Origin of the sequence: Trichocoleus desertorum ATA4-8-CV12 (assembly GCA_019358975.1) — a bacterium.
Classification (GTDB): domain Bacteria; phylum Cyanobacteriota; class Cyanobacteriia; order FACHB-46; family FACHB-46; genus Trichocoleus; species Trichocoleus desertorum_A.
On record JAHHIL010000017.1, the window covers coordinates 39,713 to 66,578 of the forward strand.

The 26,866-nt window shown below is 48.1% G+C and carries 35 protein-coding genes; 19 read left to right on the forward strand and 16 right to left on the reverse strand.

What is annotated here, in order from left to right:
• Positions 1-102: 102 nt before the first annotated feature.
• The 5 genes from KME12_14055 to metK all read left to right on the forward strand — a co-directional run bounded on the left by KME12_14055 (position 103) and on the right by metK (position 4,563).
• A complete protein-coding gene (locus KME12_14055; GenBank protein MBW4488906.1) occupies positions 103-198 on the forward strand; it encodes a photosystem II reaction center protein T in 96 nt (31 codons plus the stop codon).
• 235 nt (positions 199-433) lie between these two features.
• Positions 434-997, forward strand: a complete 564-nt coding sequence (gene nrdR / locus KME12_14060; protein ID MBW4488907.1) for a transcriptional regulator NrdR — start codon at positions 434-436, stop codon at positions 995-997.
• A gap of 225 nt (positions 998-1,222) precedes the next feature.
• Positions 1,223-2,239, forward strand: a complete 1,017-nt coding sequence (locus tag KME12_14065) for a 30S ribosomal protein S1 (GenBank protein MBW4488908.1) — start codon at positions 1,223-1,225, stop codon at positions 2,237-2,239.
• Between the two features lie 170 nt (positions 2,240-2,409).
• Positions 2,410-3,156, forward strand: coding sequence for an HAD-IA family hydrolase (locus KME12_14070; protein ID MBW4488909.1), 747 nt, complete (start codon positions 2,410-2,412; stop codon positions 3,154-3,156).
• Between the two features lie 150 nt (positions 3,157-3,306).
• The gene (gene metK, locus KME12_14075) at positions 3,307-4,563 is read left to right on the forward strand and encodes a methionine adenosyltransferase (protein MBW4488910.1); all 1,257 of its coding nucleotides are present in this window, start codon (positions 3,307-3,309) and stop codon (positions 4,561-4,563) included.
• A gap of 102 nt (positions 4,564-4,665) precedes the next feature.
• Here metK and KME12_14080 read toward each other — a convergent pair whose 3' ends face one another.
• From KME12_14080 to KME12_14100, 5 genes are all read right to left on the reverse strand, one after another.
• Entirely contained in the window at positions 4,666-5,409 is a 744-nt protein-coding gene (locus KME12_14080; GenBank protein MBW4488911.1) for an SIMPL domain-containing protein, read from the reverse strand.
• Between the two features lie 85 nt (positions 5,410-5,494).
• Positions 5,495-5,740 (reverse strand): hypothetical protein, encoded by a 246-nt coding sequence (locus KME12_14085; GenBank protein ID MBW4488912.1) that lies wholly within the window; start codon positions 5,738-5,740, stop codon positions 5,495-5,497.
• 126 nt (positions 5,741-5,866) lie between these two features.
• On the reverse strand, positions 5,867-6,061 hold the full coding sequence (locus KME12_14090; protein MBW4488913.1) for a hypothetical protein: 195 nt from the start codon (positions 6,059-6,061) through the stop codon (positions 5,867-5,869).
• A 193-nt stretch (positions 6,062-6,254) separates the two neighbouring features.
• A complete protein-coding gene (locus tag KME12_14095; GenBank protein MBW4488914.1) occupies positions 6,255-6,677 on the reverse strand; it encodes a hypothetical protein in 423 nt (140 codons plus the stop codon).
• A 175-nt stretch (positions 6,678-6,852) separates the two neighbouring features.
• Positions 6,853-7,206: an iron-sulfur cluster assembly accessory protein gene (locus KME12_14100; GenBank protein MBW4488915.1), complete on the reverse strand. Its 354-nt coding sequence runs from the start codon at positions 7,204-7,206 to the stop codon at positions 6,853-6,855.
• A gap of 677 nt (positions 7,207-7,883) precedes the next feature.
• Between KME12_14100 and KME12_14105 the strand changes: the two genes are divergently transcribed.
• The 4 genes from KME12_14105 (at position 7,884) to KME12_14120 (ending at position 12,046) form a co-directional block, all read left to right on the forward strand.
• The gene (locus KME12_14105) at positions 7,884-9,512 is read left to right on the forward strand and encodes a hypothetical protein (protein MBW4488916.1); all 1,629 of its coding nucleotides are present in this window, start codon (positions 7,884-7,886) and stop codon (positions 9,510-9,512) included.
• A gap of 63 nt (positions 9,513-9,575) precedes the next feature.
• Entirely contained in the window at positions 9,576-11,051 is a 1,476-nt protein-coding gene (zds, locus tag KME12_14110) for a 9,9'-di-cis-zeta-carotene desaturase (protein ID MBW4488917.1), read from the forward strand.
• Between the two features lie 67 nt (positions 11,052-11,118).
• Positions 11,119-11,571 carry an SRPBCC family protein gene (locus KME12_14115; protein MBW4488918.1) on the forward strand — a complete coding sequence of 151 codons (453 nt, stop codon included), beginning with the start codon at positions 11,119-11,121 and terminating at the stop codon, positions 11,569-11,571.
• Between the two features lie 139 nt (positions 11,572-11,710).
• Positions 11,711-12,046, forward strand: a complete 336-nt coding sequence (locus KME12_14120; GenBank protein MBW4488919.1) for a hypothetical protein — start codon at positions 11,711-11,713, stop codon at positions 12,044-12,046.
• Positions 12,047-12,110: 64 nt separating this feature from the next.
• On the opposite strand, the gene KME12_14125 is transcribed toward KME12_14120, so the two are convergent.
• Positions 12,111-12,971 (reverse strand): ImmA/IrrE family metallo-endopeptidase, encoded by an 861-nt coding sequence (locus KME12_14125; GenBank protein ID MBW4488920.1) that lies wholly within the window; start codon positions 12,969-12,971, stop codon positions 12,111-12,113.
• 188 nt (positions 12,972-13,159) lie between these two features.
• Positions 13,160-13,534, reverse strand: a complete 375-nt coding sequence (locus KME12_14130; protein MBW4488921.1) for a helix-turn-helix domain-containing protein — start codon at positions 13,532-13,534, stop codon at positions 13,160-13,162.
• A 237-nt stretch (positions 13,535-13,771) separates the two neighbouring features.
• On the opposite strand from KME12_14130, the gene KME12_14135 reads away from it, so the two are divergent.
• Entirely contained in the window at positions 13,772-14,764 is a 993-nt protein-coding gene (locus KME12_14135; protein MBW4488922.1) for a hypothetical protein, read from the forward strand.
• 118 nt (positions 14,765-14,882) lie between these two features.
• Complete coding sequence (locus tag KME12_14140; protein ID MBW4488923.1) at positions 14,883-15,455, forward strand: DUF4351 domain-containing protein; 573 nt, start codon at positions 14,883-14,885, stop codon at positions 15,453-15,455.
• Positions 15,456-15,491: 36 nt separating this feature from the next.
• On the opposite strand, the gene KME12_14145 is transcribed toward KME12_14140, so the two are convergent.
• Both KME12_14145 and KME12_14150 read right to left on the reverse strand, forming a co-directional pair.
• Entirely contained in the window at positions 15,492-15,836 is a 345-nt protein-coding gene (locus KME12_14145) for a XisI protein (GenBank protein MBW4488924.1), read from the reverse strand.
• Entirely contained in the window at positions 15,824-16,243 is a 420-nt protein-coding gene (locus KME12_14150; protein ID MBW4488925.1) for a XisH family protein, read from the reverse strand. Before KME12_14150 ends, KME12_14145 begins: the two co-directional genes overlap by 13 nt.
• Positions 16,244-16,342: 99 nt before the next feature.
• On the opposite strand from KME12_14150, the gene KME12_14155 reads away from it, so the two are divergent.
• Positions 16,343-17,407: a hypothetical protein gene (locus KME12_14155; protein MBW4488926.1), complete on the forward strand. Its 1,065-nt coding sequence runs from the start codon at positions 16,343-16,345 to the stop codon at positions 17,405-17,407.
• A 513-nt stretch (positions 17,408-17,920) separates the two neighbouring features.
• Here the strand turns inward: KME12_14155 and KME12_14160 are convergent.
• The gene (locus tag KME12_14160; protein ID MBW4488927.1) at positions 17,921-18,340 is read right to left on the reverse strand and encodes a PIN domain-containing protein; all 420 of its coding nucleotides are present in this window, start codon (positions 18,338-18,340) and stop codon (positions 17,921-17,923) included.
• On the reverse strand, positions 18,319-18,591 hold the full coding sequence (locus KME12_14165; GenBank protein MBW4488928.1) for a ribbon-helix-helix domain-containing protein: 273 nt from the start codon (positions 18,589-18,591) through the stop codon (positions 18,319-18,321). The genes KME12_14160 and KME12_14165 overlap by 22 nt, the downstream gene beginning before the upstream one ends.
• 120 nt (positions 18,592-18,711) lie before the next feature.
• Between KME12_14165 and KME12_14170 the strand changes: the two genes are divergently transcribed.
• The 4 genes from KME12_14170 to KME12_14185 all read left to right on the forward strand — a co-directional run bounded on the left by KME12_14170 (position 18,712) and on the right by KME12_14185 (position 20,551).
• Entirely contained in the window at positions 18,712-19,461 is a 750-nt protein-coding gene (locus KME12_14170; protein ID MBW4488929.1) for a hypothetical protein, read from the forward strand.
• A 38-nt stretch (positions 19,462-19,499) separates the two neighbouring features.
• Positions 19,500-19,736 carry a hypothetical protein gene (locus KME12_14175; protein ID MBW4488930.1) on the forward strand — a complete coding sequence of 79 codons (237 nt, stop codon included), beginning with the start codon at positions 19,500-19,502 and terminating at the stop codon, positions 19,734-19,736.
• Positions 19,733-20,119, forward strand: coding sequence for a type II toxin-antitoxin system VapC family toxin (locus tag KME12_14180; GenBank protein MBW4488931.1), 387 nt, complete (start codon positions 19,733-19,735; stop codon positions 20,117-20,119). Before KME12_14175 ends, KME12_14180 begins: the two co-directional genes overlap by 4 nt.
• Before the next feature lie 255 nt (positions 20,120-20,374).
• Positions 20,375-20,551, forward strand: a complete 177-nt coding sequence (locus tag KME12_14185; GenBank protein ID MBW4488932.1) for a hypothetical protein — start codon at positions 20,375-20,377, stop codon at positions 20,549-20,551.
• Between the two features lies 1 nt (position 20,552).
• Here KME12_14185 and KME12_14190 read toward each other — a convergent pair whose 3' ends face one another.
• The 4 genes from KME12_14190 to KME12_14205 form a co-directional block, all read right to left on the reverse strand.
• Positions 20,553-20,966 (reverse strand): hypothetical protein, encoded by a 414-nt coding sequence (locus KME12_14190; GenBank protein MBW4488933.1) that lies wholly within the window; start codon positions 20,964-20,966, stop codon positions 20,553-20,555.
• Positions 20,967-21,098: 132 nt separating this feature from the next.
• Positions 21,099-21,338, reverse strand: coding sequence for a (2Fe-2S)-binding protein (locus KME12_14195; GenBank protein MBW4488934.1), 240 nt, complete (start codon positions 21,336-21,338; stop codon positions 21,099-21,101).
• Between the two features lie 156 nt (positions 21,339-21,494).
• Positions 21,495-22,964 carry a cobyric acid synthase CobQ gene (gene cobQ, locus KME12_14200; protein ID MBW4488935.1) on the reverse strand — a complete coding sequence of 490 codons (1,470 nt, stop codon included), beginning with the start codon at positions 22,962-22,964 and terminating at the stop codon, positions 21,495-21,497.
• A 47-nt stretch (positions 22,965-23,011) separates the two neighbouring features.
• Positions 23,012-23,422 carry a hypothetical protein gene (locus KME12_14205; GenBank protein ID MBW4488936.1) on the reverse strand — a complete coding sequence of 137 codons (411 nt, stop codon included), beginning with the start codon at positions 23,420-23,422 and terminating at the stop codon, positions 23,012-23,014.
• A gap of 606 nt (positions 23,423-24,028) precedes the next feature.
• On the opposite strand from KME12_14205, the gene speB reads away from it, so the two are divergent.
• Genes speB through hypB form a run of 3 tightly spaced genes read left to right on the forward strand, consistent with a single transcriptional unit; the run spans position 24,029 to position 26,391 of the window.
• Positions 24,029-25,225 (forward strand): agmatinase, encoded by a 1,197-nt coding sequence (gene speB, locus KME12_14210; protein MBW4488937.1) that lies wholly within the window; start codon positions 24,029-24,031, stop codon positions 25,223-25,225.
• 3 nt (positions 25,226-25,228) lie between these two features.
• Positions 25,229-25,615, forward strand: coding sequence for a hydrogenase maturation nickel metallochaperone HypA (hypA, locus tag KME12_14215; GenBank protein MBW4488938.1), 387 nt, complete (start codon positions 25,229-25,231; stop codon positions 25,613-25,615).
• Between the two features lie 47 nt (positions 25,616-25,662).
• Complete coding sequence (hypB, locus tag KME12_14220) at positions 25,663-26,391, forward strand: hydrogenase nickel incorporation protein HypB (GenBank protein ID MBW4488939.1); 729 nt, start codon at positions 25,663-25,665, stop codon at positions 26,389-26,391.
• Between the two features lie 99 nt (positions 26,392-26,490).
• Here hypB and KME12_14225 read toward each other — a convergent pair whose 3' ends face one another.
• Positions 26,491-26,742 (reverse strand): hypothetical protein, encoded by a 252-nt coding sequence (locus KME12_14225; protein MBW4488940.1) that lies wholly within the window; start codon positions 26,740-26,742, stop codon positions 26,491-26,493.
• Positions 26,743-26,866: the final 124 nt, after the last annotated feature.

The following is a 26,866-nucleotide window of genomic DNA, read 5'->3' on the forward strand; positions in this document are numbered from 1 at the left end:
AATGGTTTGGCGGCATCTCACCTATAGAGGTTAGTTCGTTAGGCCGTTCTTCCCGTTCTCTTGATAAACTAACAATTAGCTAGATGCTCAGGAATTTCTGACATGGAAGCCATTGCTTACATTTTGATTTTGACTTTGGCGATCGGAGTGCTGTTCTTTGCAATTGCCTTCCGCGAACCTCCTCGGATTGGTAAATAGTCACTATTTACAGGCAATATTCTTCACAAAGAACAATTTGTGAGAGGCTGGCGGGACTCGGTAATCTGACATTACTAGGGTAAAATTCTCCCAAAAGCAACAATTCAAAGTTTTTGATGACCTGAGCCTTAGCGCTGTTCGTAGGGAGTTATATCACTCTCAATCTGAACAGTTTGCATCTTAAGTGGCTCAGGTTTTCACCTTTGTTTTTTCCGACGCAAAGGATTTGGTGAATATGCGGTGTCCCTTCTGCCAGCACCCCGATAATCGCGTTCTTGAGTCTCGCTCTGCGGAGGCGAGCCAAAGTGTGCGACGGCGACGGGAATGCTTGAAGTGTAACCGCCGCTTTACCACTTACGAGCGAATTGAGTATGTGCCGATCGCAATCATTAAGCGAGATGGCGATCGCGAATCATTTGACCGTTCCAAGCTGCTTCGAGGAGTTGTGCGGGCTTGCGAAAAAACAGGCATCAGCTCAGACCGATTAGAAGCCTTAGTCGATGAAATTGAAGCTGAACTACAGCAAAGAGCGGTACGCGAGGTACCAAGCACCGAGATTGGTGAATTAGTATTGCAGCGCCTACAGTTTCTGAGTGAAGTTGCTTATATTCGATTTGCCTCGGTCTACCGTCAGTTTCGTGGCATTCGAGACTTCATTGATACCCTTAATCATCTGCAAGGATGTCTTGACCAAGGAGAGAGTATTAGTAAAGCTGCCGAGGACAGAATAGATGCCGGAGCTAGCGCTGATGCAGAACCTGAGCAAGAAACACCTGCTTCCTTTGTGACCCATTCCTAAGAATTACAAAACTGTCATAGAAAGTTACAAAAACCCCTCTAAAGATAATAGCGGGGGAAGCTATTGCGTTATGATAGTTCTTCTGAACCCACAAACCATCTAGAGCAAATCTCCTACAATAGTGCTTGGGGGGGATACAGGTGTAGGCTGCACATTAGTAAACGTGCGTGTACATCGATAGGAGACGAAACTACCAAATAGATTAGACACTGGGAAACAATTAGCATGGTCAATCAGGAAACAACGGCTAAGGACATTGGCTTTACTCACGACGATTTTGCAGCCCTACTCGACAAATACGATTATCATTTCAGCCCCGGCGATGTGGTCGCCGGCACAGTATTCAGCTTGGAGCCGAGGGGCGCTCTGATTGACATCGGTGCTAAGACGGCTGCTTATATTCCGATTCAGGAGATGTCGATTAATCGCATTGATGCTCCCGAAGAGGTACTCCAGTCAAACGAAACTCGTGAATTTTTCATTTTGACGGATGAAAACGAAGATGGACAGTTAACTCTGTCTATTCGTCGAATTGAATATATGCGAGCTTGGGAGCGGGTCCGTCAGTTGCAAGCAGAAGATGCGACGGTTCGTTCTAGTGTATTTGCGACTAACCGAGGGGGGGCGCTGGTCAGAATTGAGGGATTGCGCGGCTTTATTCCTGGTTCTCACATCAGTACTCGTAAGCCTAAAGAAGAACTGGTTGGCGAAGAGCTACCTTTAAAATTCTTAGAAGTAGACGAAGATCGTAACCGCTTAGTCCTCAGTCATCGTCGCGCTTTGGTTGAGCGTAAGATGAATCGCCTGGAAGTGGGTGAGGTGGTCATTGGTACTGTGCGCGGTATTAAGCCTTATGGTGCATTTATCGATATCGGTGGTGTGAGCGGTCTGTTGCACATCTCTGAAATTTCTCATGATCACATTGACACACCTCACAGTGTTTTCAACGTCAATGATGAAGTGAAGGTTATGATCATTGACTTGGATGCTGAGCGCGGTCGGATTTCTCTCTCTACCAAGCAATTGGAACCAGAACCCGGCGACATGGTGAAGAATCCTCAAGTTGTCTATGAAAAGGCAGAGGAAATGGCGGCTAAGTACCGTGAGCAACTCCGGGCTCAGCAAGAGGGCGTGACCGCTGAAGAGCCTCCTGCGGCAGTTGAGGAAGTTGCTGAGGACGTGGTAGAAGCAGCAGTTCCTGAAGAAGTGCTAGAAGAGCAACCTTCGGCTGTAGAAATCTAGACTTTCAACTACTGGGTTTTAGGCTACTGGGCTAGTGCTGCTACAGCTCGTTTTTTCTCTGTAAGCTAGCGCTCAATTATCTAAATGTTTTTGAATGAAGAGGGGCTGACTCCTCTTCATTTTTATTGTCTTAGTTTTATTGGTTTAACGAGTTTGCAGGAGTGATAGATTTGGCGATCGCGCGCTGCCAGCACTTAACTTTTACTAATATTGAAGCGGTGGTTTTTGACAAAGACGGCACCCTAGCAAATTCGGAATCTTTTTTAAGCAAGTTAGGTCAGACGCGATCGCACCTCCTCAATCTCGAAGTTCCAGGCATAGAAGCATCGCTGTTGCGAATGTTTGGTTTAGTAGGCGATCGCCTCAACCCCGCTGGAGCTTTAGCAGTGGGCAGTCGCCGCGAGAACGAAATTGCTGCTGCCGCTTATGTTGCGGCTACGGGTCGAGATTGGGTGCAGTCATTGGCGATCGTTCAAGCAGCCTTCAAATCAGCGGATGAATATTTTCAGCGCAAGGCTGACTACACAGCAGTTTATCCAGGTGCATTACCTCTGTTGCGATCGCTCAAAGCTGTCGGTGTGAAGACGGCCATTCTCTCCTCCGATAGCATCACTAATGTCCAAGACTTTGCTCAAAAATATGAGTTGGAAGCTTATTTTGACTTACTGATGGGCACCGAAGCAGGACTCACAAAACCTGACCCTAAATTGCTGCAACAAGTTTGTGTCGCGCTGGAAGTAGCCCCTGCCACAACACTCGTAGTGGGTGATTCTAGTGCGGATTTAGTCATGGCCCGGGCAGCAGGAGCAGCGGGTGGAATTGGGGTAACCTGGGGATGGGCTGAATCCTTTGATTTACCAGATGCAGATGTCGCGATCGCACGATGGGACGAAATTGAAGTGTTGAGCGTAAACTGAAAATTGCTTGCAAACCATTGATCTCAGTCAGAGAACCGCTTTGCTCGTGGGAGCCTACATCCAGGCCTCTAGGAGCATAACCACAAGTGGTATAATTCCGGAACTTAACCCCTGAGCGCTTGTCCGTTTAGCTAAAGAGAGGATATTTCCTTGTCTCGTCGCTACCTTTTTACATCTGAATCAGTTACAGAAGGCCATCCCGATAAAATTTGTGACCAAATCTCGGACACCATTTTAGATGCTCTCTTGGCTCAGGACCCCACTAGCCGAGTTGCTGCTGAGGTGGTTGTCAACACAGGTTTGGTTTTGATTACTGGCGAAATCACTTCCAGAGCTAATGTCAACTACATTGAACTAGCTCGCCAGAAAATTGCCGAGATTGGATACACAGGTGCCGAGAACGGCTTCTGTTCTAATAGCTGCTCCGTCTTAGTAGCTTTAGATAGGCAATCCCCCGACATCGCTCAGGGTGTGAATGCGGCACAGGAGCGCCGTGAAGAGTCCAGCACAGAAGACCTGGATGTCACCGGAGCAGGCGACCAAGGTATTATGTTTGGTTTTGCTTGCAACGAAACTCCCGAACTGATGCCCTTGCCGATCAGTCTGGCCCACCGAATTGCCCGCCGTTTAGCAACCGTTAGGAAAACTGGGCAACTGTCTTACTTACGCCCAGACGGTAAAACTCAGGTCACGGTCGCTTACGAAGATGGCCGTCCGGTTGGCATCGATACTATTTTGGTTTCCACGCAGCATACGGCAACTATTGGCGATCTCACCGATGAAGTTGCGGTACAAGCCAAGATCAAGGAAGATTTGTGGTCTTTGGTCGTACAGCCTATCTTTGCAGATATTTCTGTAGAGCCCGATGAAAACACCCGTTTCCTCGTGAATCCTACAGGCAAGTTTGTGATTGGTGGCCCTCAGGGTGACTCTGGTCTGACGGGACGCAAAATTATTGTGGATACCTATGGAGGTTACTCTCGTCACGGTGGCGGTGCTTTCTCTGGAAAAGACCCCACCAAAGTAGATCGCAGTGCTGCTTATGCTTGCCGTTATGTCGCTAAAAACATCGTGGCGGCTGGACTAGCGGAGAAGTGTGAAGTGCAGTTGAGCTATGCCATTGGTGTGGCTCGCCCGGTCAGCATCATGCTGGAGACTTTTGGTACGGGTAAGGTCGATGATGAGAAACTCCTAGAGCTAGTGCAACAGCATTTTGAGTTGCGCCCAGCGGGTATCATCAAAGCCTTTAACTTACAAAAACTCCCAAGCGAACGGGGTGGCCGTTTCTATCAGGATGTAGCTGCTTATGGTCACCTGGGCCGCACTGACCTAGAGTTGCCTTGGGAGAAAACCGATAAGGCGGAGCTCCTAAAGGAAGCTCTTACCCTGTCTAGCGCTTTAGCTTAATCCTAAGTTGTTCATCAAGCGATCGCCACTCTTAATCGGGTCGCGATCGCTTTCCGTTTTTACTAGGCTTCAAGAATATAAGCCTCAACCAAAGGCAAGCTGCTAGTAACGGACTTGTAGTGTCACAATTGCCGCGACTTCTTGTTCTCCGCCGATTATGGGCGTAGGCACTTTAGCATTTTGAGTTAATTCTCCCGCGATCGCCATTGGCATTGGCGGGGGCATTTGGTTAGCACCCATTACTTGAACGTTGACAATTTCTCGCTGTTGCAGCCCTAACGCTCCTAGAGCCGAACTCACTTGAGTTTTAGCTTTGTCGGTTGCTTCCCGAATTGCATCTTGTTGCGCTGTGGCGATCGCTTCGTCGGAGGCAGCAAAGGAAACGCTATCAATCCGGGTTGCGCCTGCTTTGACAGCATCATCTAGTAAGGTGCCAACTTTGTCTGTTGGCATCTGGAAGCTGACTATATTTGCCCCTGAATAGCCTTTGATGCTCTGTTCTCCATCTTTGTAGCTGTATTGAGGATTGAGCCGAATCCCAGTAGTTTCCAGCTTTTCGACTTGGCGAGACTGGAGGAGCTTGACCACAGCTTGCGATCGCTGCGCCACTTGTTGTTGCACAGCCTCAGCCGTCTGATTCTGGACTTCTACCCCCAGTTGTACTTGGGTTAGAGTTGTTGGAATATTGACCTCACCTTTACCCGAAACCATTAAGGTTCTGGTGAGTGGGTTGGTGTTTGACGGGGCTTGACAAGCGCTTAGGCCAATGAGACCCAGTAACAGGAATGCAGCTCTTAAATACTGATTTCTGGCTCTAACAAAACGACTTAGAGGGGCACAGTTCATATATCCTCAATACTGGAATCGAGCGGATATGTCTACTGTGTCACTGTCGTCATTGAGCATCTGGTAAGTTACAGTTTTGGCAACCTCAAGTTTTGGGGTTCAGTTTTTGCGAAATCCAACTAACGGCTCCACTGGCTAAAGCTCCCGCCATCAGAATTCCTAGCGCTGGGGTAAACACAGGGTCCCAGAGCTTGTACCACAAATCTAGGCCTAGAGGAACGCCCGCAGAACGGCCTATCACCGCGATCGCCAGCCAGAAAAAGCTAAATAGAACTAAAAATAAATCGGCAACAAGCGCCAGATTGATCCACTTTAAAAGATTGTCTTTCATTAATTGTTTAGGCTCAGAGCCGCAAAAAATAGATTAACAAAAAAAGATGGCCGTACTTGCAATGAGTACAGCCACAATTGTAGAAGCAGAATTGATAATTTTGGAATTAACTATCTAAAGGTCTGCTTAGTCCAGATCATTCATCGCTTCTCCAGGCATGCTCAGATCATCTGGATCTACATAGTGGCAAACTGCATCATCAATACAAATCAAAGCCCAACCTGATTGATCAATCCCAACCAGCTTGTAAGAAGTTTCTTGAACAAAAAATCCTTTGTGATTGCGAGTTTCTGGCTTAACAGCGACATTCTCAATAATCATGGCGGCCTAACTCCGTGAATGTTAAAAATGAACTAAGCGATAAATCTAAAAGCTCAGCTTATCGCTTAGTTCATAAAATCTTATCATTAGAGTTTCGGATTTATCGTTAAGTTGTTTGAGCAATTGTTGAGCGATATCAACAGACAGAGAGTTTTATGTCTTTAAGGGCTCAACTTACGACTCCAGCGGCTGGCTAAGACTCAAATAACCACTGCTGAACTCGCTTTAAGCTCTTCCAGTCTGGTTTTCTGCTTAACCCTTCTTCAAGATTTTGTTTAACTTCATCCTCTAATTCTTGAGCCACCATCATGATCTGTTGAGCTATTTCCACATGATCACGGACCCCTTTCTTAGAAATTTCCAGCATGGCGATCGCTAGATTCACTTGGGCTTGTGGATCTTGCGGATTAAGCTTGACTGCTTTTTGGGCCGCGTTGTAAGCCTGTGTCGGTTTGTCATCTAATAGATACAACCAAGCTAAGCAAGTCCAAGCGGGGCTACTTTTGCGAGAGCGATCGCAAATGTCTTTGAACACAGGAATTAAGGTGTCTGGGCCTTCTCCTGCCTTGTAGCGTTCAATGCTGGCATCAAAGAGATCTTCAATAGTCTGAGTCATAACAATTCAAAGCTTGAATGGTTGAGATGGCAACAGCACAGTGGCTGCGTAGTTTCTAAGGAGTTGCTATCAGTATTGCAACCCATAGCCGCAATAAATTAAACCATGCTGGGGGAGCATGGTTCGTAATTTAGGACCGATTTCTAGATACAAATCTAAACTCGCAAGTGGCAAATCAAGCCGAGAATGACTTCCCGCAACCACAAGTTTGAGAAGCGTTGGGATTGGTGAATTGGAAGCCACCACCAATTAAGGCATCATTGTAATCCAGCACTAAGCCATAGAGATAAAGCAAGCTCTTGCGATCGCAGATGACCTTAAAACCGTCATAGTCAAACACATCATCGTCTTCGCGAATATCTTTGGGATCTGCAAAATCCATTAGGTAGGACATGCCCGAACAACCTCCGTTACGGACTCCTACCCGGAGGCAAAGGTCTTTACCTTGCTTTTCTCGCAGGGAAAGCACTTGACGGAGGCCATTTTCAGTTAGCAAAATTCCTTGTTGAGACTGAGTTGCTTGTGTCATTGATCGGTGCGACTCCTTATGCTTCTTAAACGTAGACTGCTTCAGCTTTTCAGTCTATTTTCTTGAGGGTATTTCAGCTAAATTGGTTGTTACAGGCTAAACCCCTCGAAATAACCGTGATGGGTCTACTTTTAGATCTTAACTCCGATAGCGGATTGGTCAGCTAACAGAAACCCAGGCTTGACACAATCGCGATCGCTGCTCAACCCAGTGAGCAGATGGTTAAGGTTTAATCTCCGGGTTTAATTCCCGTCCCTTAGAGCACGAATGATAGGATTTGATTGGTGTTGCGTCCCGTAGATTGAGAGTAAAAGTCAGGCTTTGCCGGGACCTCCAAAGCTCTAGAAACCGCATCAGAACCTTAAACTGAAGTTAGGGGGTTCCATCCAGAAACACTCAGCTTTCAGCGGGTGGGTGTGGATGGGTAAAAACTTCACAGTCTAAAGGCAAGCTTTGAGTCCAAAGCAGTACCCAGAAACTCTGGGAATGGGAAACTGCCTGCCAAGTCGGTCTGTCGGGGAAAGAATCATGAGGTTCGATCTAGATCAGTGGCGTGGGGCAGGAATGCCTAATTGCGAGGTTAGGATGCCCTGCTGCTTGCGGCGGGGAGGATGTCACTATGGCTACCATTGAGCTTTCCCCCTTGTCCTAGCCTTCTATAATCACTGGTTCGGTCTATGACTACTCTGACTCGCCCCACCTGTCGTCGTCTTCAAAACTTACCGCAAATTCCTAGTGTGTGGGAGGGCGATCGCCGTCCTTTGACTGGAGAAGCCGCCGCAAGTGTTGGGGCAGAGCTGAAGGGGGAAGGGGAGTGCATTTTGTGGGTCGATGGCTCACAGGCAGTGGTGCGAGCGATGGACATAGTAGCTCCCGAAACGGGGTCGGAAGCGGTAGTCCGAGCGCTTTTGCAAGCAATGGAGCATCCCCATAGCCCAGCCGCTCCAGCTCGTCCACAAAAGATTGTGGTACGCGATCGCGAGTTGCAGTTTTTTCTACGGGGGGTCTTGCAAGATCTGGATATCGTAATTGATTATGTGCCAGACCTGCCGCTGATTGATGAAATTTTTAAGGGCTTTCAAGAAGCGGCCAGTGTACATCCACCCCAACTACCACCAGCCTACGCCAAAACCTTAATTGAAAAAACGTACGCACTTTGGGAAGGAGAACCTTGGGAAATTTTGGGGGAGCATCAAATCCTGGCGATCGAGATCAATCAGTGGGATGTCGAAACGCTTTATGCCTGCATCATGGGCATGATGGGGATGGAATATGGCATTCTGCTCTATCGCTCGTTGGACTCTCTTAAGCAATTTCGCCAACAAGTTCTCACCCAAGACTCTAGCGAGGACATGGAATCGGCGTTCCTGAAGCAAGATTGCATGTTTGTCACCTTTGAGCGCACTGAAGACGCTACTGACGACGAAACGCTCGACTTATCGGAATTGCCCCTCTCCGAAGTCCAACCCAACTTTGGCAACCTGCACCCCCTAGAGCGGATGCGATCGTTTTTGTATGAGGAAGAAGCGATCGCCTGTTTAGTTGCTTTAGAAGCCCTCCACCGCTTTTTTAAGCAGCATGGCAAAAAGCTATCCCTCGACCACTTTCCTGCGATTAATAGCCGCTATCGCATTCCCTTAGCTGAATTGGGTATAAAGTCCTCCACATCTCAGCTTTCCGTCCAAGTTTCGACCTTGCCTGATGTCGCCAATGAACTCGCCGAGCTGAGCGATGACACAGACGAAGATTTAGACTTTCCGGTGCTACGCGACGATTTGGTGCCTAGAGATTGCCTACGCTGGCTAGAAATTTTGCCTTGGGACACCATCGAACTCCTCAGGAAAGGCTCAGGAGTTTACCAGCCTGCCGATACCCGCGTTGAAGCAGTAGGCGAAGGTCTCCCTGTCGTCTTCATTCAAACCTCACAGCCCAAAGCGAAAGCCTTAATTCAAGGATTGCAAGCGGCAGAAGGCTTAAGCGCGATTTGTTTTAATCCAGGTGAAGATCCGTTTTCAGGCATGACCTACGATCTAGGGGTTTTGCAAACCAATAACGGCGATCTGCATTTATTTGAAGAATTTATTGATGAGAATGCTGCCTACAAAGCTGCCCGCAAAAAGTGGGAACGGGTTTGTAAAAAAACGAAGGGCTACTGTGGCTTAGTGATTGCTAAAGGTGTCACCGGAGCTTCCCGTGGCAAACCACCCGTCAAAGACATGCTGGCCCTGATGGAAGCGCGATCGCTCTCCGCCGAAGAATTAGGCATCGGCCCGATGGAGCTGAAGTTAGAGATCGATTGGGTCTAGGGTTTGCTCACTCTGTCCCTTACGCCATTAAAATATGTAAAGCAATTGATCAGGAAAGGCAGAATGCGAGTTGCGATCGTTGGGGCGGGGCTTGCTGGCATGGCCGCAGCCGTCGATTTAGTCGATGCAGGGCATGAAGTAGAGATTTTTGAGTCTCGTCCGTTTGTGGGTGGCAAAGTTGGCAGTTGGGTAGACCCTGACGGCAACCACATCGAGATGGGCCTGCATGTGTTTTTCTTTAACTACGCCAATCTGTTTGCACTGATGAAAAAGATTGGGGCGTTTGAGAACCTGCTGCCCAAGCAACACACGCATACTTTCGTCAATCGCGGTGGTGTGGTTAAGAAACTCGATTTTCGTTTTCCGATTGGCGCACCGTTTAACGGCCTGAAAGCCTTTTTCACCACGGGGCAATTGTCGCTGCGAGATAAGCTGCAAAACGCGATCGCCCTCGGCACTAGCCCGATGATTCGTGGCTTGATTGACTACGAAGGTGGCATGAAACAAATCCGGGCGCTCGATCGCGTCAGTTTTGCCCAGTGGTTCCGGAGTCATGGTGGCTCAAATGGCAGCTTGAAGCGGATGTGGAACCCGATCGCCTATGCTTTGGGCTTCATCGACACGGAAAACATCTCAGCTCGCTGCATGCTGACGATCTTCCAGATGTTTGCCACCAAAACCGAAGCCTCGAAGCTGAACATGCTGAAAGGCTCCCCTCACGAATATCTGCTCAAGCCGATTGTGAATTATTTAGAATCGCGCGGCACTAAGATTCATACCCGTCGCGGTGTCCGCAAAGTCCTGTTTGAAGATGCAGGGAATCAAACCAAAGTTACTGGGTTAGTGATTGCCAATGGTGACACCGAAGAAACCATCACTGCTGATGCTTACCTCTGTGCCTGTGATATACCGGGGGTTCAACGCCTCCTACCCTCAGAATGGCGGCAATGGTCCGAGTTTGACAATATCTACAAACTCGATGCAGTCCCAGTGGCAACGGTGCAATTGCGCTTCGATGGTTGGGTGACAGAACTGCAAGACCCCCAAGCTCGCAAACAACTGGAACATGCGGCTGGAATTGATAACCTGCTCTACACCGCTGATGCAGATTTCTCTTGCTTCTCCGATTTAGCGCTGTCTAGCCCTGCCGATTACTACCGTCCGGGTCAAGGGTCGCTATTGCAGTTGGTGTTGACTCCGGGCGATCCGTTTATTAAGCAGAGTAACGAGGCGATTGCGCAGCACGTCCTTAAACAAGTGCATGATTTATTCCCCTCCTCCCGAGAACTGAACATGACCTGGTATAGTGTCGTCAAATTGGCGCAATCTTTGTACCGGGAAGCTCCGGGCATGGACCCCTACCGTCCCCCGCAAAAAACCGCGATCGCCAACTTCTTCCTGGCAGGCAGCTACACCCAGCAAGACTACATCGACAGCATGGAAGGAGCCACACTGTCTGGGCGACAAGCTGCTAGAGAAATTTTGGCTAATTTTTCTCAAATCACTGAGAATCGTCAACCTGTAACAATGAACGTTTAACTCACTAGCCCCCCTTTATCAGGGGGGTTGGGAGGATCTAACCCACCTTCATCAGCGAGATCCGAGTATGTCCGATTGGCTAGAACACAGCGTCCAAGTTGAAGTCGATGTCCCGATTGAGTTGGCCTGGAGCCTCTGGTCTGACCTGGAACAGATGCCCCGCTGGATGAAGTGGATTGACTCGGTGAAAGTGCAGGAGGACGATCCAGATCTCTCACGCTGGAAGCTAGCTACAGGCGGTTTGGAATTTAGCTGGCAATCGCGCACTCTCAAAGTCATCCCCCACCAAATTATCCAGTGGGAATCGGTGGGTGGTTTACCCAACCGAGGGGCCATCCGCTTCTACGATCGCGGTAACAGCAGCATCGTCAAGCTCAGCATTTCCTACGCCATCCCTGGCATCATCGGCAAATTGATGGATAACCTATTCCTGGGGCGTGTGGTGGAATCCACCATCCAAGCGGACTTAGAACGATTCAAGCAATACGCGCTGCAAGCTAAAACCCAGGTAGAAGCCTAAGCATGTTGCTCTAAAGTTAAGCGGTAGCGATCGCTCAAAATACCTTGACTCTCTAGCCGACTGGAGACTCTAAGATAGCTTCATTCCCATCTCTGCTATTTCTACCGAGTAGAGCGACTTAAAAATGGAGCATTCAATTATGAGTACGACAAAGTGCAAAGTAGCAATTTTGAGTAGTGCGATCGCAGCGCTGGGCCTGTTCACTGTAGCAGTAAGCTCCGCATCAGCGAATGAGCACAACTTAAATCAAACGAAAGCGACGGCTGTAGACACAAAGAGTGATTCGGTCACTCAAAAACCGATGAATCAACCTGCTGTTCGGCAACAGCCAACGATGCAGCCATCTAACGAGGGTGGGTGTAGCTGCTGCAAGAACATGATGGGCGGCAACATGTCAGGCATGATGAATCACAACAAAAAAGATATGATGCAGCCCATGCCAGGAATGATGAGAATGCCAAATTCGTCCAAATAAATAGCAAGAACTCTTGATAGCGTGGGCAAGATGTCCGCGCTACAGTTCTATCTACGCTGCGCCTTTACCTACCAGAGGCAGGTAGATGCAACAGAGATAGGACACAGGGTTTATCACCCACCTGGATAGGCATAGCCTCAACGTAACAGTGAATCAGTTCACAGCCGAAATCTAGCGTCTCCAAACCCGTTTGTGGCTGACCACTGCTAAAGGCCACCGCAATTAAAGAGTCGTGGGGAATCGATTTGTTTTTGGGAATGAAGCCGCTGCTCCAGCCTTGAGCCTTGGCTCGCCACCACACGCGCAATTTCTTTTTGGGTTGGGGTTTAGTCGGGAGACAGCCTTTTTCTTCTCGACGACTTAATGCCCGGTGCCACATTACTACCGCATAGGCTCCCGACTCGTGTTGCACCATGCGGAGCAAAGTGGCGAGCAACGAGGTTTGGTAGAGATTGGCGAGAATTTGTCCGGTGCGGAGGGAAAAGCCGAGACTGCGGAGTTGAGGCAGAAACGAAGAGGTGGGCATCAACAACTCAGCGGCTCCGCGATCGCACAACTGCTCTTTTTGCTCAGCCTGCCAAGGTAGTTGCGTGTTGGTGCCTAACAATAACCGCTCCTGAGCATCAAACAACAACTCCATCAGTTCATGGCCTTCGGTGAAGCGCTGCCGTACCAAGGGGTCATCTTCTTTAATCAGAATTAAGCCTGCATCACTATCCACCAAAATGCCCTGCTGATCGGCCAGTGGTGCCCGCAGAGGCGTCGGCATCCCGAATTGTTGGTAGATGCGTAAGAGATCGATCGGTGGTTCGTCGCTCAGCCCTGCTGATTGCCGCAGAAACTCGACATAGCGACCTACATCCTGCTCAGTTTGCAACAGCCCATAGCGGGACAGGAAAGCTTGCCCAGGATGCCTGTACTGCATGGAACCGTTCTGCCTCACTCACTTGATTACTGTTTTAAGAGATGGTGGAGTGACTCAAGCTGTGACCTAACCCCCCAGCCCCCTTCCCTGCAAGGGAAGGAGGAGTCATAGCCCCTCGCCTCTTAGGAGAGGGGTTTGGGGAGAGGTTTTCAATGCTTGCTTGAGCATGTTGGACCTAAAATTTGGTGCTATTTACCAACGGTCATCTTAATCACGTTATAGAGCAGCTCCCATTTTTCTGGGGTGGTGGGTTGCTGGCCTCGGTACTTGAGCCGCGCCAACATTAACACATCATCCGGGGGGAGATCTGCGGTTTTGGCAAACTCCGCCAAGCTCGACGGTAAATCTGCCATTGCCTCTAAAGTTCCCGTTTGTTCTTGCTTCAACCCCAGTACTGAGGTGAGGCGTTCCATCACTTGCCAGGACAGGTTGGTGGCCTGCCCTCGCTCGATTTGCGACAGGTAATTGCGGGAAATCCCGACTTGCTGCGCTAATTCCTCCTGGCTCAGTTTTTCTTCTCGGCGGCGATCGCGCACCTTTTTACCAAAATCATCAGTTTCCATTGCATTGACGGTCAGGCCTAAATTTTGACAACTACAGTTTGCAAATTTAGTCTGTTGGCTTTACATTTACTGAAGCGGATGCCATAATAGTGTTCAGTAAATGTAAACTACAGTTTGCAATCCTGATTTCACTCTAACAGAAGTTCCCCAAAAGATTGCCCGCCGCGAGTTCGAGTTGGTTCAAAACAAGTTCTTTCCAGACTTAGTGATTCAAGTTCTAGTTCTAGGAGATGTTTCATGACCTCAGGTGCCGTCAAAGACAGCAAAACCAAGATTTTAGAAGCATTTCAACAGATTTTGATGGAGCGGCAAACTAGTGAGTCCAAGGTCGCCACTAAGGAAGAAGAAGCCGAGAAAGCCCAGAATCAACAAATTCTAGAAACCGCTTCCCAATACACCGCTGACAGCATCGTGCGCGGTTTGGCAGATCTGCAAATTGAGTTTGGCAGCATCATCACCAACCTGGCGGGTCGCTTAAGCACCGAAACCACCAAACTCGACGAGTTGAAGCGAGCAATCGCCTTTGAAACCCAACATTACCAAGAACTTCAGCAAACCCGCATCGTTGCCGATGCGCTGCACATCCTGACCCAAGAGCATCAAGAAAAACTCAAAGACCTAGAGCAGCAAGCCAACCGCGATCGCGAAACCCTAGAAAAAGAACTCGTCGAAGCCCACAAAGCTTGGCAACAGGAGCAGGAAGAATTTGCGGCGGCTCAAACCGAAAGCCACGAATTGCTGACCCGCGATCGCCAACGCCAAGAAGAAGATTACCAGTACGAAACCGAGCGATCGCGCACGATTGCCACCGACAACTACGAAGCCAAGAAACGCCAGATTGAGCGAGAAATCCAGGAAACGGCTCAAGCTAAAGACAAAGATTGGTCAGAACGGGAGCATGTCTGGGAAGCGAACCAAACGCAGCTAGAAACCTATCGCCAAAAAGCCGATTCTTTCCCCACGGAACTTGAGGAAGCGATTAAGAAATCTAGAGAAGACGGCATTCGCGAAGTTAACCAAGACGCGAAAGTGAAAGCTGATTTGTTGGAGAAGGAATGGGAAGCCACGAAGCAATTTTACGAGCTACAAATCCAATCTCTCGAAGCCAAAATCCAGAAACAAACAGAGCAAATCACCGAGATTTCCAATCAACTCCAAGCCGCCATGCGCCAAGCTCAAGACCTCGCCATGCGTGCCTTTGAAAGCTCCTCCAATCGGATGACTGCCTAAAGATTACACATCGTAGGGGCGAAGCATTCGGTTTTGATTATTTGGTTTCTGAGTTAATGCCTCTACCGAATGCTTCGCCCCTACAAAATTCTAAAATTCAACATTTTTGGTGTAATGCATGAAGCAATTACTTTGCGGTCATACCTCACATCGCAATGAGGCGATCGTGGAACATACCTTTTATGTCACAGATGAACACCGCACTTATGCCTGGAATGGCCAATCTTCTTTAGATGCTCGCATTGATGCCGTGATTGATATTGCCTCTGCTTACATTCATCAAATGACTCGTCACAAACCAAAATTTCAAAAACTCGAACTTTCCTCACAAGTGCTCAGAAATGGTGAAAAGTATTACTACTTTCTGGTGATGTTTGAGCCTCCTTGGTGGGACAATCCAGATGCAGAAATCTGTGGAATGACAGAGGCGATCGTAACTCTAGATTACAAAGTAATTGAACCAGAGGTTCATCATTTCACCAGTGAAGAAGAGTACCAACGACATCGAGTTCTACAGCGATTACACCATCAACTTGGTAGCCTCAAACCAGGCATGGAACAGCAAGTTTCTCGTCTTTCCACCAACGTACTCTGGAGCCTAGAAACTGCTATTTGGGATTTCAATAGTGAGAGTGACTTGACGAACTGGTTAGAAAAATATAGTTCTCATCAACACAAGAGTAAGTGCTAAAAGCAGATTTGGTTAGTTAATAAAATTTGGCATTAACTAACCAATTGCAAACTCTGTGAATTGTCTCTTATAGGGAGCTTGAAAACCTAGAACAATATCTTGCTTGGGAACCCCCAACTCTACTAGCGAAGATGCAATATCTTCCTCTGTACCATTCCATTGAACCCAAATCTTGCCATCTTTGATATCTAGATGTAGCACAGCTCCGTAAACGCGACGTTTATTATGCCAGCCTACATACATCAATTGGTAGTGATCGTGTTCAGTATCAAAAATTATTTGGGTTTCAACCCCATCTTCTCTATTTGTTGACGAACCCTTTTGGGCATGTTCCAGTAAAGCTTTTTGAATGTAATTTCGATATTGTTCTAGTTTTTCCATGCCACGATTTCCTCCTGTTCAGCATCATAAATCAGCAGATGAATTTCACTACCTTGAATTACGGTTTGTACAAAGGGAAGTGCAAAAAACTCATCATAAGTTTCTACTGGTACTGCTAAGTACAAAATACGTTCAGGATCATGCTCAGCTAGGGCATACCGATAGTTGATGAATTGCCCGACTGCTGTATGAAAGTCAGAGATTAGAGATGCACCCAAAAAGCTCTTCACCTCAACGGCAATTCTCTGCCCATTCCGATCAGCAGCAATAATTTTCTCAGCCCCCAAATCTATGTACAGGTTGAGTGTTCGGCTGAGACGAATGGTTAAAGGATCATCTGTAATCTGCCAATCAGCCTTCTGCAGAGCAACTTTAACCGCGTAATGAAAGATGTCTTTTGCTGACATAGCTTTTCTGAATAAGCACTTAGATCTTTCTTCAGATCCTAGTCTCTCTTAGCTCGATTCTATAAAGCTCAACGATTGTTTCACAACTAGAGGTTAACTATGGTTCGTAGACCGAGTGAGAAAAACACGAAGGCGGAAATTCTTGCAGCTTTTGATGAATTACTAAAAGAGAAGAAAGTGTTGGAAACTCAAGCAGCACAGGCGACAAAAGAGCGATCGCCCGAATCAAGCCAGAAACCTGCCCTGAAAGTAACCGTCGTGCAACCAGAGTCACCGACGATGACCTCTGTGTTGGAAGGGTTGAGCAAGCTGCAGCTCAGCTTTGGTGGGGCTATCAGCGATCTATCGGAAAAGCTGACGCTAGAAGCGGTGAAGCTACAAGAAGTACGACAGGCCATCACAACCGAAGTGCAGCAGCTAGAAACCCTTCATGGTTTACGAGCTGATGACGCGAGTTTGGAAACGTTGATTGAGCAGTATGACACTAGCTTTAAAACCTTCAACGAAGAACTGGGTCAATGTCGCGAAACTCTAGAGCAAGAATTCTCACAGGCAAAAAAGGCTTGGGCCAAAGAACAAGAAGAACATCGCCGCACCGTGAAAGAGCGCAATGAGACGCTGACCAAAACTCGCCAACGCGATACCAAAGAGTACACCTACAACCTGACGCTGCAACGCAAGCTTGACACCGACACCTACGAGCAAGCCCAAAAAGCCCTGTGCCAGGAATTAGAAGAACTCCAGCGATCGCACGATCAACAGTGGACTGAGCGAGAAATGGCGATCGCGGAACGAGAGAAACAGTTTGCCGAGCTGAAAGCAAAGGTGGAAGGCTTCCCGAAAGAGTTGGAGTCGGCGATCAAACGCGCTAAGGAAGAAGGCAAGGGCATTGCTCATCACCAAGCCAAGGTCAAAGCAGATTTGTATGCCAAAGACGTGGAAGGGAACAAGCGCAACTATGAATTACGCATCCAATCCCTACAGGAGAACTTACAAAATCAAGAAACCCGGATTCATGCTCTCTCACAACAACTTAGTGCTGTCCTCAAACAGGTTCAGGATTTGGCAGTCAAAGCGATCGAAGGCGCAGCAAATGTTAGTTCCTTCCAAGCTATGCGCGAAATTGCGATCGAGCAAGCGAAAACTCAGTCCAAGAACAAGTAACCACACCTCGACGTTCTACACCCTGCTACTGCGTTGTTTGCGATCGCTCACCAGTCAGTTTCCCGCTTCCTAACACTAGTCACTGAGTGATTCAAGTTCTATCTTCAAACCAAGGAGTCCACGATGTAACCGATTCGTCAAGGCGATGTAATTCTAGCTCCCGTTGAGTCTGCTACTGGATTCCCGACCCAAGACAGCCAAAAACTTCCACACCTCACCCTCGCAGAAGAAGTCACCGGACACAGCCACCGAATTAGTCAAGGATAAGCCGAACTGTGCGATCGCGAAGGTACACTATATCTCTCGATTGCCTCTGACTCCGCCACCCTCACCCACGAAGAACACAAACCCATTCAAATTCCCCAAGGTAATTGGCTTGTCCGCATTCAGCGCCAATACGAACCGGGTAATTGGAGCTATGTAGAGGATTAAGCCGCTACTCCCCCTGATCTTTTTGTATTAGGTTAGGGGGATTTCTAAAACTTTGGGGTTGATCAGGAGCGATCGCTAAACCTAAGGCAAAATCTCAAAGCTATTACAGTGTTTCGGTCGGAATAGCCTGAAATCCCGTTGGTCTAAAGTCAGAATAGTAGTACTACTGTAGCGCTCAGCAATACTCATGACACTTGCATCTACAAAATCAATACGGCTGTCAGCATACTGAGCCAGAATTTCAGCAACGCGGACTATATCCTGATCTGTTAAAGCTACCAAGCGAAAGCGACTTGCAGACAAGCCATTTAAAAAGCCAACTACAACGGTAGTTCCCGCATCTCGGCCCAATAGATATGCAACTTCTGCTAGGACTGTTTGAGGTAACAGCACTGATCGTTGGGTTGCATATACTGCTTTGACAGCTTCATGTCTAACGTCTGTACGATTTAGCAAGGCAACGACAAAGCCTGTATCTGCTACTGCAATGGTTCTTTCCACGTCCACCCAGACTGTTCAGTAGTGCCTTGTTGCAAGATTTCTTCTGACTTCGTTGCTAAATCTGGTGAACCTGCGAACAGACCAATCAGCGGATCAGGTTCATTGCTCCTCGATTTTGTAGATTGAATATCTAAGTACAAGGTCACAGCCTCATTAATGATCGCCTCTGGAGACTGACCTCTTCTACGCGCTAAGGTGACTAGCTGTTCTAGAAGACCTTGCTCTGGCTTCCAGTTGAATGCAGAATTCATAGTTTTTAGTTACGCAGCTGTTTTAACGCTAGGGTTTCTGACAAAGTTTGAGTTTGCAACTATTTTTACTTTCTAATTTTACAACTTTGCTTAGTGCGATCGCTCCTCTTCACCAAAGTCATGACTACCAAAATCGGCAAACCCACACCCGAACAAGAAGCACTCATTCCCGTATATCGAGAAAAATGGAGAGCGATCGCTTTATCAACAGAGAGAATTGACCGTCAGAAGGTAAGAGAAATAGTTAATCTTCTTTATACTTTCCTTGAAAAGGAAACACCTGAAATTCTTTGGCTAGATAGTCCTTATGCATTTTTGAGATATGCAGAGTTAGAAAATCTAACAGGCAACACCCTCACTAATAAAATTTTTAGACAATTGAGTATATTGCCGACGCAGCTTATCGAACAGTTGACAGATGAACTGTGGGAGAGATTATCGGAAGAACTAAACGCTCAATTAGAAGACCAGTTAGAGCTTCAGTTTAATGAGCACTTACTAATGAAACTCCATGAGGAAGTTGATTTATACTTTCAGAAATTCAAGGATAAAATTAATTTTCGAGTAATAGGTAAACTTTTAAATCAATGCATATATCCAGAGCGGTGGGCTTACTGTAATAGTGTTTATGAATTTTGCATTTTAGTTCTTAATTGTTTATATGATCCTGATCAATGGAATATACATCGGTTGTTGGCCGAACAGTGTGGTTGGCTTGTTCCTTTCCAAAAAGTCTGTATTGTGTGTGATCGCCCCACCAAAATTTTTTTTGATTCTGAGAATTGCTTACATGCAGAAGGAGAACCAGCAATTCAGTTTGCGGATGGTTTTAGTGTGTATGCCCATCACGGAGAACTGCTTTACTCTTAAAGAATAGATTTAGTCTTTTGAAGTATGGAGATATAGCAATGCCTACTAAAACAATAGATTTACAAATAGAGCAAGCTAACCTACAAGACTTACTAGCTCTTGTACAAGCTGGGACGGATGTGATTTTAACTGAAGGAACAACCCCGATCGCTCAGTTGATTGCGATCGCTTCTACAACCCCATCACGAGTTGCAGGACTACATGCTGGCTCAATGCAAATGAGTAGTGACTTTAACGAGCCTTTACCCGAAACTTTTTGGTTAGGAAACTCATGAGGCTGTTGTTAGATACCCATACATTCATTTGGTGGGACAGTGAGCCATCCCGCCTCTCTCAGCAAGCCCTGGCAGCGATCGAGAATCCAACTAACACACTAGTACTTAGTGTTGCTAGCGTCTGGGAAATGCAAATTAAATCTCAATTGGGTAAATTACAATTCAAGCTACCGCTAGTAGAAGTAATTGAGAGCCAATGTCAGACGAATCAGATTGAAATATTACCAATCAGGCTCTCACATGTTTTAGGAATCAATCATCTACCCACATATCACAAAGATCCATTTGATCGGCTCTTAATTGCTCAATCAATTGTTGAGGAAGCAACATTGGTGAGTGGAGACCCAATCATCAGCCAATATTCGATTCAAATAATTTGGTAACTAGCGATCGCTTTTCCTCACTAAACTCATGACTACCAAAATCAATAAACTCACGCCTGAACAAGATGCACTCATTCCGGTATATCGAGACAAGTATAGTGCTACGCATCAAGTGTAGGACAAAGGGAGTGTGGGGGCTTCGCCCCCAGCCAGGGGTTCCACCCCTGCACCCCGTCTTAACCTTTATCAGTACTGCTATAGCGAGTCAGCCAAGAACTAGAGGCGATCGCGATCGATGCTTGGCGCGAGTACACCTTGCTCGGTGTGGATGCTGAGATTGATGACGAGTCAATGTTGCTGCTGAAAATGACCTGCCCCAGCACTGGCCTCACGCACGTTGCCCGTGTCCCACCTGACTTTGATTCCGCTCAAGAAGCGATTCAATGGGTGAATTGGGATATCGATCCAGCAGAAGTTGCCGTCCAAACATGAGTTATTGGTTTTCCCGCAACAGTTGATACTGCACTCGCAATTCGGGTGCTTCGGTAGCGGGCGCATCCTGAACTAATAGAGGTGTAGTTTTGACCGCTGTGCCAGAGGAGCGATCGAGAATGACATCGACGCGATCGCCCACAGTCCAGCTTCTGGGCACTGGCTCTAGGGCTAAATCAGCTTGTGGGCTAGAAGGAATGGCAGGGCTGGAGCGAGTAGACGACACGACTGGTCGGTTCGATTGTCCTACTGGAAAATCTTGGCTGATACTACGACTCTCAACACCCCGGAGTGATTCTCCTGACAGCGTAAAGTTACCTGTTGCAACTTGTCGAGGAGTTTGGGCAGAGGCCGCAGGTAGGAAGCTGAGGGTGAGTAAACCTGCTCCCAAAACGGCGAAACCTTTGGAAATCATGAATTTTGTCTCCTGATTAGTGCTGCTACTGCTCAGGGTACGAACCAAAAAATATCCCTACGTCTCTCAGAGGAAGCAAGTCATTTTTAACTTGGCATCTACCCGAGGGAGGACTTACTCTGGCTAGAGAATTTACCAGCTCGGATCGGAGAACAGTTGAATCGTCAGTTGCGATCGCCCTGGTGGTACTGCCGAGATGCAGCTACGAATGGTTTCTCCGCCTTCAATTTCCACCTCACAAGCGTGGCAAGACCCCATCAGGCAACCCGTCGGAATATCAACTCCCGCTCTGTCAGCGACTTCTAGCAAGGATTCTCCTGGTTCTGCCTCAACCGTGACATCGTCTGGTAGAAAGCGGATGCAAACACTCATGACCAAACCCTAAAATAAAGCTAAATCTAACGGCATTCTGACGGGCCAACCCTTACTGTATAGCTTAAGGACAAATGGGTACGTTGCACCCAAAGGGTTAGGGACATTTAGCGCACCTTGAATAGCGGGTGCGCTTATTTTTTTGGTTTGTTTCTCTTAGGGGAGAATCGGACCTAAATCTAAATGTGACTCAACTTGGGTCGCCAGAGCATCTAAGAGGGCTTCGCGTTGTTCGCGGTAATTAGAAATTCCGGTTGGCAGAGATTTGAGACCGCGTTGCTGCCGTAGCCGATTGAGCCAAGCACGTCGCCAAGGGCCGTTGTCAAACAGGCCGTGCAGATAGGTACCCCAAACAGAAAAACTCTTATCTACCACACCTAAATTGGCATCCTCAAACAAAAGCTCTACGCTTTCTCCTTCCATCACCTGTGTCCGCCCTTGATGGATTTCATAGCCCGAAACAGGCAACCCAGTTTGCGGATAGTTGGAGCTGACCAAACGCTGACGCGCTACTTTTTGGCCTGTAATCACCGTTCTCAGAGGCAGCAAACCCAGTCCTTTGTAGCGGCCTTCGTGTCCTTCTAAGCCTTCTGGGTCAGCGAGAATCTTACCCAACATTTGGAAGCCACCACAAATTCCTAGCACAGTCCCGCCAGCGGCTGCATAGTTTTGAATTTCTTCCGCCATGCCAGTTTTTTGCAGCGCTAGCAGGTCAGCGATCGTGGCTTTAGATCCAGGAATAATTACCGCATCCGGATAGCCTAAAGAATCTTTAGGACTGACATATTTCACCGAAACGGTGGATTCTGATTCCAACGGGTCGAAGTCGGTGAAGTTGGAGATCCGAGGTAAGCGAACCACGGCGATCGCGAGGTCACGATTACTCTGGCTAGTACGGCGCTCAAATAAATCTAGGGAGTCTTCTGCGGGAAAACCGGAGTCTTCCATCCAGGGAATCACGCCAATGACGGGAATGCCTGTGCGCTCTTGGAGCCAATCGATTCCGGATTGCAGGAGCGATCGCTGTCCCCGGAACTTGTTAATCACAATGCCACGAATCAAAGCTCTTTCGTCGGGATCTAGCAGTTCCAAAGTCCCAATCACATGGGCAAAAGCCCCACCGCGCTCGATATCGACGACTAAAATGGTGGCAGCATTCAAATGTTTGGCGACCCGCATGTTGGTTAGGTCACGGTGTTTCAGGTTGATCTCTGCTGGACTTCCCGCTCCTTCACACACCAACAAGTCAAATTCTTCGCCCAAGCGTCGCACAGATTCTTCGATCGCCTGCCAACCTACATCAAAATAATTCTCGTAATACTCGGTAGCATTGACCTTACCGACTGCCCTGCCTTTGAGAATCACCTGAGACGTCATGTCTCCTTGCGGTTTCAGCAAGATTGGGTTCATTTCAATCCGAGGTGTGACCCCTGCGGCCCAAGCTTGCACCGCTTGTGCATAGCCAATCTCTCCCCCACTCGGCGTCACATAAGAATTGAGAGCCATATTTTGGCCTTTAAAGGGCGCAACTCGCCACCCTCGGCGGCTCAGAATTCGGCACAGAGCCGCAGTTAGTAGCGATTTTCCAGCGTGGGACGTAGTGCCCACAATCATAATGGCTTTCATCCGAGATCCTCGCTGGCTATCCCATCCAAATTATTCATCAGCACCGTCTAGAACGGTAATCTCACCCAACGGTTCAAGGCGTTATAAAGGTGATTCCAGAACGTGGCAGCAGGCCAGATCCCTCCTTGCAACTGCCACTGCTCCACAATCTGGCGACCCAGTGGGGTGAGCCGAAAGCTATCTGTTAGACCTTGACCATCGACTTCTCGCCGCAGCACGCCTACCTGGATCAGCCATAGCAAGGCACTCTCAGCCGTCAATTCGGGCAATGGCTGACGGGTATATTGCTGCTGCACTCCAGAATGCCCCGCGATCGCTTGCAAAGAGACACTTTGCTGGCGCATGGCCACATATAAGGAACTCCGAAACGGAGAACAACGCATGGCCCGTTTGGCCCGCTTGACTGTTCGACTGGGATATTGAATGGTTTTAGAAAGGTTGGGATTGACTACAGTCATTAAGAAGCACAAAGGTGTTGAGTCAAAGATCAGGCTGTAATGCAGCTATCTGAAAATTACAGTTGCTTGCATTATCTCCTAATCTTAGATTCTCAGCGATATAGCCACCAGTCCGGAATGTGCCTAAGATTACTTCGAGATTTAGAGAACCTGAGGTTGAGCGGATACCGTGGGAGAAAGTGGTTTTTGCAAGCAGGTTAAAACTTCCCAGCTTAGGTTACGTGGAAAGTATAAGGTGTGACATCGCCCATTTAGGTGAACTCATGAGGACAGTTAAACTCATTGACTGGCAGAAAGCAAAGCTAAGGGCAGGCGATCGCAGCAGTTTGTAGTTTTCGATACATAATTGCTTATGAGCTGTTGGTAGAACTATGACAACAATTCAATTGCTTCTAGGGTTCCGGTTACAGCTTTAGCAGCTGCAACGTCTGGTCCGAGAGAGGCAACCAGTCTTTAAGTATTTCGGCAATTTTGTAGAAACACTAGCTGGTCACACGGCGGGAAAAAAGCCCGGGAGGTACGTAGCAGAGTTGGGCTGCTAGGTTTCTCCTGGGCTTTTGTGTTGCAATTTTTTTGTTTTTTAATCCACTCGCATCGCCATAAACCATGACTGAAGATTCTCTCTTTCGCAGCCCTAATGGTGATTCACCACAGCGCCAAACCGAAGCCAGTCGTGCCCTCGAACTAGAGACACATTTGCCTCTGACGGGCTGGCAACAAGAAGTTTCCAAAGGTTTGGAGTATGGCTTGGAAGCGGCTGAAAGCATTCGCGATCGCACCATTCCCACTTTTTCTCGTGGGGAGTTGCCGCACTATGCAGGCATCAATACTTTTCTCAAAGCGCCTTATTTAGAAGATGTGAGAAGAGTAGGGGAATATGATGTCGCGATCGTGGGAGTGCCTCATGATTCAGGTACCACCTATCGCCCCGGAACTCGCTTTGGCCCCCAAGGAATTCGCCGAATTTCAGCGCTCTACACTCCTTACAACTTTGAGCTAGGCATTGACCTAAGAGAGCAGATCACCCTCTGCGATGTCGGGGATATTTTTACCATTCCGGGTAATAACGAGAAATCGTTCGATCAGATCTCCAAGGGTATTGCCCACGTCTTTAGTTCGGGTGCTTTTCCCATTATTATGGGCGGCGATCATTCGATTGGTTATCCCACGGTTCGCGGAATTTGCCGCCACTTAGGGGACAAGAAAGTCGGCATTATTCACTTCGATCGCCACGTGGATACCCAAGAGACTGACTTAGACGAGCGCATGCATACCTGCCCTTGGTTCCATGCCAACAACATCAAGAACGCACCTCCCCAAAACTTGGTGCAGTTGGGCATTGGTGGCTGGCAAGTCCCGCGTCAAGGTGTCAAAGTTTGCCGCGAGCGCAACACCAACATTTTGACTGTTACAGACATCATGGAAAGGGGCTTAGATGCTGCCGTAGACTTTGCTCTAGAACGGGCTATGGATGGCACTGACTGCGTGTATATCAGCTTTGACATTGACTGCATCGATGCTGGGTTTGTCCCTGGTACAGGCTGGCCCGAACCTGGTGGCCTCATGCCCCGCGAAGCCCTCTATCTCTTGGGCAAAATTGTCCAGCGTGCCCCCGTTTGCGGTCTAGAAGTGGTGGAAGTTTCGCCTCCTTATGACATCAGCGACATCACCTCTCTAATGGCCACTCGCGTGATCTGCGACACGATGGCTCATTTGGTCTTATCGGGTCAACTGCCTCGTAAAGAAAAGGCTAGTTTCATTCACCCAGAGGCAACCCCAGAATTGGTCGCGGAGTGGAGGTAAAAGATGCACGAAACTGATATGACCAAGGCCCTCATCGTCACGGTAAAAGACTGGTGGGAAGCGCAGCCAGAGCAACCCAAGATCAGCCGAGTCCACCTGACTGTGGGCAAATGTACTTGTGTAGAACCTGTTAGTCTGCAATTCGCCTTTGAAGTGCAGACGCGTAACACCTTTCTCGAAGGCGCAGAACTGGCGATCGCAGAAACGCCTCTGATTGCCTTCTGTCACCACTGTCAAGCTGAATACGCCCCCGAAATCGGCCTGCAATACGCCTGCCCCCAATGCCAATCCCCAATGGAAGACATCCGCTCTGGCCGCGAACTAAAAATTGACCGGATTGAATATTCTTCTGATGTGGTTTCTGATGCGGCTAACGTAGCGATCGCCTAACTCTTTCTTCTTCCCTCACTTCTCACTCCTATCCCCTCACCTCAATCATGCACCAAACCTTCGACGCTGCCCTTGGCATTAACCTGCTCCACGCTAACCAAGCTGGAGCTGACCATAATCGGGCTCATTTTGATCAGTGGGGCATCACCTGCTTCAACCTCATGAGCAGTCCGGGTGCTGGCAAAACAGCCCTACTAGAGCGCACTCTAGCCGCTTTGACCAGTGAGCTAAAAATTGCGGTGATTGAAGGCGATATGACTACCGAACTCGACGCCGATCGCTTGCGGCAGTATGGCGTTCCAGTAATCGCGATTAACACCGGACGCTCGTGCCACCTCGACTCCAAGATGGTAGCGGGCGGGTTGCATCAGTTTTCCCACAACTACAACCCCACCGAATTCGATTTGGTCTTGGTGGAGAACGTGGGGAATCTGGTCTGCCCCGCTGAGTTTGAAGTGGGAGAACATGCCAAGGTGGCCCTGCTCAGCCTCACCGAAGGTGAAGATAAGCCACTGAAATACCCAGTGATGTTCCAAGAAGCGGACTGCCTGCTGATTACCAAGATGGACTTAGCGCCCTACTTAGAAGTGGATATTCAGCAAATTGTGGCAAATGTGCGGCAAATGAATCCTCATGCCACCATCATTCCGGTTTCCACCAAAACTGGCGAAGGCTTGGAGGCTTGGTTTGAGTGGGTACGCACCCAAGCCGCGCTCCTTAAATCCAGTGATAGTGATAATGGTGTGGAGAGTGTAGAGCTAGCCGCTACTCATTAGCATTGGCTTAGCATTGGCTTAGCATTGGCTGAGGCGATCGCGTCGATTCAAGTCCACTGTAGTCACTTCCAGAGTCACTTCTAGGGAAGCCTGAACGAATTAAGCAGTGCGATAAAACTGGTTAACGTGCAGTACTACTTCACCGTGCTCAGGTACCCAAGCTAGCCACTCATCTTCAGACTGCTGACAAATTAGCAAAGCTTCGTCATAGCTATAAGTGCTAGGAGGCTCTAGCAAATGCACCCAGGTAGAAGCTTGAGGTTCGGTGGGGGTTGGAGCCAGACCAGGGAGCCAGCAAAAGTTAGCAGTCTGAGCAAAAGCAGTTTGGGAATATTGCAGTTGAACTTTCATAAGTCAGTTTCCTTAATTTGATTTTTAACCTGGGTCTCAGTCAGAGATTGAGTAGGTGCTACTCAATCAACTGGCAGATTGCTACTGATTAAGCGGCTCTGCTGGTAAGAACTAAAAAATATTT